Genomic DNA, 3,461 nt, shown 5'->3' on the forward strand with positions numbered 1-3,461 from the left:
GTGGCCGGCGGCCAGGGCTCGCCGCCCGGGACACGGGGGAGACCGCGGCGCAGTTCAGCGCTGACGGCGACCTGGGCCGGGACGGCGGCAGGCGCGGCGGGGGCAGCAGCCACGGGGGCCGCGACCGGCGCGTGGGTGGTCTCCGTCTCTGTGACGGGTGGCCACGGGGCGCCGTTGGGGATGCGGGGCAGCCCCTGGCGGATGCGGGTGGTGACGGTGGTGGACACGGGGATCACGCCTTCCGGGCGTTGATCTCGTCGACGAGCTTGGGGACGATCTCGAAGACGTCACCGACGATGCCGAAGTCGGCGATGTCGAAGATGGGGGCGTCGGCGTCCTTGTTGACGGCGACGATGGTCTTGGAGGTCTGCATGCCGGCGAGGTGCTGGATCGCGCCGGAGATGCCCAGTGCGATGTAGAGGTCCGGGGTGACGGAGACACCGGTCTGACCGACCTGGGCGGTGTGCTCGACGTAGCCGGCGTCGACGGCGGCGCGGGAGGCGCCGACTGCGGCTCCGAGGCTGTCGGCGAGGTTGTTGACCAGCGCGAAGCCCTCCGGGGAACCGAAGCCGCGGCCGCCGGAGACGACGGTCTTGGCGCCGAGCAGGGACGGACGCTCGGTGTTGACCACGGCGGGCTCGCTGCTGACGACCGCCGCGGAACGACGCTCGGAGGGGGTCACCGCCAGGGGGCTGAGGGTGCCGGCGGCGGCGTCGGCACGCGTGTCGACGGCACCGAGCCGCACGGTGATCGCCGGCGCGCCGAAGGTGGCGGCGGAGACCAGCTGGTAGTTGCCGCCGTAGACGGAGTGGTGGCCGATGATGCCCTCGTCGTCGCGGGAGACGTTGACCACGTCGGTGATCAGTGCCCGGCGGGAACGGACGGCGAAGCGGGCGGCGATGTCACGGCCCTCGACGGAGTGGGCGAACAGGACGGCCTGCGGGGCGCAGGCCTCGTCGGCACTGATGACGGCGTCGACGGAGGGGCCACCGAGCTGGTCGGCGGGGACCTCGGCGGCGAGGACCTGCGTGGCACCGAGCTCACCGAGGCGGGTGGCCGCGGCGGCGGAGTCGGCGTCGGGGGAGTGGAGGAACAGGGCCACCGGGGTGCCCAGGGTGCCTGCTGCACCGAGGAGCTCTGCGGCGTAGGCGGGGACACCGCCGTCCATCGTGGCGGACACGACGGCGAGGATGGAATCGTCTGCGAACTGCATGGATGCTCCTAGATCAGCTTGTTCTGTGCGAGGTAGTCGGCGAGCTGGGCGGCGGCCGAGCCGTCGTCGGTCACCTTGATGCCGGCCTCACGGGGCGGGCACTCGGCGACCTGGGTCATGATCGAACGGGGGACGGAGAAGTCCTCCGCGTTGACGCCGAGGTCGGCGAGGGTGAGCTGGGTCATCGGCTTCTTCTTGGCGGCCATGATGCCCTTGAAGTTGGGGAAGCGGGCGTCGGGGAAGGACTCCGTGATGGAGACGACCGCCGGGAGCTCCGCGGTGAGGTTCAGCACGCCGTCGTCGGAGGCGCGGGCACCGGAGACGGTGCTGTCGGTGGCCTCGAGGGTGGTGAGCTGGGTGAGGTGGGGGCGGTCGAGCCACTCGGCGATCATGGCGGGCAGGACGCCGCCGTTGCCGTCGGTGGAGAGGTTGCCGGCGACGACGAGGTCGTAGTTCTCGCGCTCGATGGCCTTGGCCAGGACCTCGGCGGTGAGGGAGAGGTCGGCGCCGAGGAGGGCCGGGTCGTTGATGTGGACGGCGGCCTCGGCACCCATGGCCAGGCCCTTGCGGATGCTGGCGCCGGCGGACTCCGGGGCCATGGACATCACGTCCACGGTGTGGTCGCCGGTGCCGGCGAGGGCGAGGGCGGCCTCGACGGCACGCTCGCAGATCTCGTCGAGGACGGGATCGCTGGCGGCGCGGTCGGCCAGACCGGTCTCCAGGGAGATCTTCCTCTCCCCGAAGGTGTCGGGGACTTCTTTCACCAGTACGACGATGCGCATGGGGTGCTCCTTCAGTCTGTGCTTGCGGGGCCCTTCCGGACCATCTCAGTTAATGCTGATTAACTAAAATAATGCACAAATGTGAGCCACGCAACTAAGGGGAGAAAAAGTGACCCCGACCTCGGGATTTGAATCGGGGTGAGGGCAGATCAGGAGGGCAGTGAACAACCGACGCCGCGTTGCAGGACAGTGCTCCGGGAGGCCCGGTCGGCGAGGGAACGGTTGTCCTTAGTGACGTAGGCGGAGACACCCACCGCCACGGCGAAGAGTGAGTACCAGGGCACCATCGGCGCCGCCATACCCAGCGGAATCGGCAGCACCAGCCACAGATGACGGATGAGAGGGGCCCACCGGGGGCCGACGACGTCGATACGCACGAGCATCTTGCCGGGACTGCGCCGCCAGATCAGCTCAGGCACGGCACGCAGCACCCACGTGATCGCCAGAAGTGCCGGCGCCGGGTCCACCCCGACGGGCTCCGGTGCACCGACGGCGAAGTAGACGGCGTAGGCCAGGACCACGTCGATGAGGAACGCGACCAGCCGCCGCGCCAGGCAGCTGCTCACTCCCGGGGCTGCTCCGAGATGAGCGCGAGGGTACACGCCACCCGGTCCTCCGGGATGTCGGCGTGGAGGACGTCGAGGGCGGCGTCGGCCAGCATGACGGCGATCGGCGGCAGTGAATCCCCGGACAGCGGGGCAGGGGGCGTGCCGTCGTTCTCGCGCATCTCGATGACGGAGAGCGCGATGTGGAAGGGCAGATCCGCTCGCGGGTCATCCGCACCGATGATCGAGGACGCCAGGGAACGGAACAGATCCCGCAGCTCCGTGCGCTGCGCGTGGTACTCCGCGAACTCCGGGGAGGCCGCGACCGGCAGCTGGTAGAGGCGGCCGATGTTCCAGCGTGTCGACAGCAGCAGCCGGGCCTCCGCGGCGACCAACGCCCACAGCCGCATGGAGGGGGAGGTGTCGGAGTCGCCGAGCGCGGTGGCCAGCTCGGTCGAGGGCTCGATCGTCGACTTGAGCAGCGTCAGGAAGATCTCCGTCTTCGACGGGAAGTGGTAGTACAGCGAGGCCTGTCGGATGCCCACGGCCTCGGCGATCTGGTGGGTCGACGTGGAGGCGAAACCCTGCGTGGTGAACAGTTCCGCGGAGGCGTCGAGAATCTCCTCACGCGCGGTGGAGCCCTGACGGCGCGGGCTGTGCTTGCGCGGCCGTCCGACTGCACGGGCCATGCGGGACTCCTTCCTGAGGGGTTTCTGTTCGTCTAAAGATACCAGCGTCAGGACAGGGGGACGCCGTGGCGCCCCGCCAGCGAGCGCAGGACACCCGCCACCGAACGGGCCGCCGCGCCGTACGCGCTGCGGTGCAGGGCGGGCAGGTCACCCAGGGTGACCTCCTGCTTGTCGACGCGGTCCGCCCACCGCCGGAACTGCAGCGCCAGGGCGGTCTCCCACGCCTGGGTCA

General features: G+C 70.2%; 4 protein-coding genes and 2 pseudogenes. All 6 read right to left on the bottom strand.

Annotated features, from left to right (window positions below):
* Positions 1–227 (bottom strand): annotated as a pseudogene (locus GXZ33_RS10465) (hypothetical protein); the annotation flags it as partial.
* A gap of 5 nt (positions 228–232) precedes the next feature.
* Positions 233–1,213: an electron transfer flavoprotein subunit alpha/FixB family protein gene (locus tag GXZ33_RS10470; protein ID WP_291340977.1), complete on the bottom strand. Its 981-nt coding sequence runs from the start codon at positions 1,211–1,213 to the stop codon at positions 233–235.
* Positions 1,214–1,221: 8 nt separating this feature from the next.
* On the bottom strand, positions 1,222–1,995 hold the full coding sequence (locus GXZ33_RS10475; protein WP_291340978.1) for an electron transfer flavoprotein subunit beta/FixA family protein: 774 nt from the start codon (positions 1,993–1,995) through the stop codon (positions 1,222–1,224).
* Positions 1,996–2,144: 149 nt separating this feature from the next.
* Entirely contained in the window at positions 2,145–2,561 is a 417-nt protein-coding gene (locus GXZ33_RS10480) for an RDD family protein (protein ID WP_291340979.1), read from the bottom strand.
* Entirely contained in the window at positions 2,558–3,229 is a 672-nt protein-coding gene (locus tag GXZ33_RS10485) for a TetR/AcrR family transcriptional regulator (RefSeq protein WP_291340980.1), read from the bottom strand. The genes GXZ33_RS10480 and GXZ33_RS10485 overlap by 4 nt, the downstream gene beginning before the upstream one ends.
* Before the next feature lie 47 nt (positions 3,230–3,276).
* Positions 3,277–3,461, bottom strand: a pseudogene (locus GXZ33_RS10490) (nucleotidyltransferase); the annotation flags it as partial.

The sequence above is a fragment of the Corynebacterium sp. genome (assembly GCF_012838985.1).
Taxonomy (GTDB): Bacteria; Actinomycetota; Actinomycetes; order Mycobacteriales; family Mycobacteriaceae; genus Corynebacterium.

What these genes read in the sequence shown, in the direction of transcription:
- GXZ33_RS10485 (WP_291340980.1), bottom strand. Translation starts at nt 3,229, where the DNA reads ATGGCCCGTGCAGTCGGACGGCCGCGCAAGCACAGCCCGCGCCGTCAG.
- GXZ33_RS10470 (WP_291340977.1), bottom strand. Translation starts at nt 1,213, where the DNA reads ATGCAGTTCGCAGACGATTCCATCCTCGCCGTCGTGTCCGCCACGATG.
- GXZ33_RS10475 (WP_291340978.1), bottom strand. Translation starts at nt 1,995, where the DNA reads ATGCGCATCGTCGTACTGGTGAAAGAAGTCCCCGACACCTTCGGGGAG.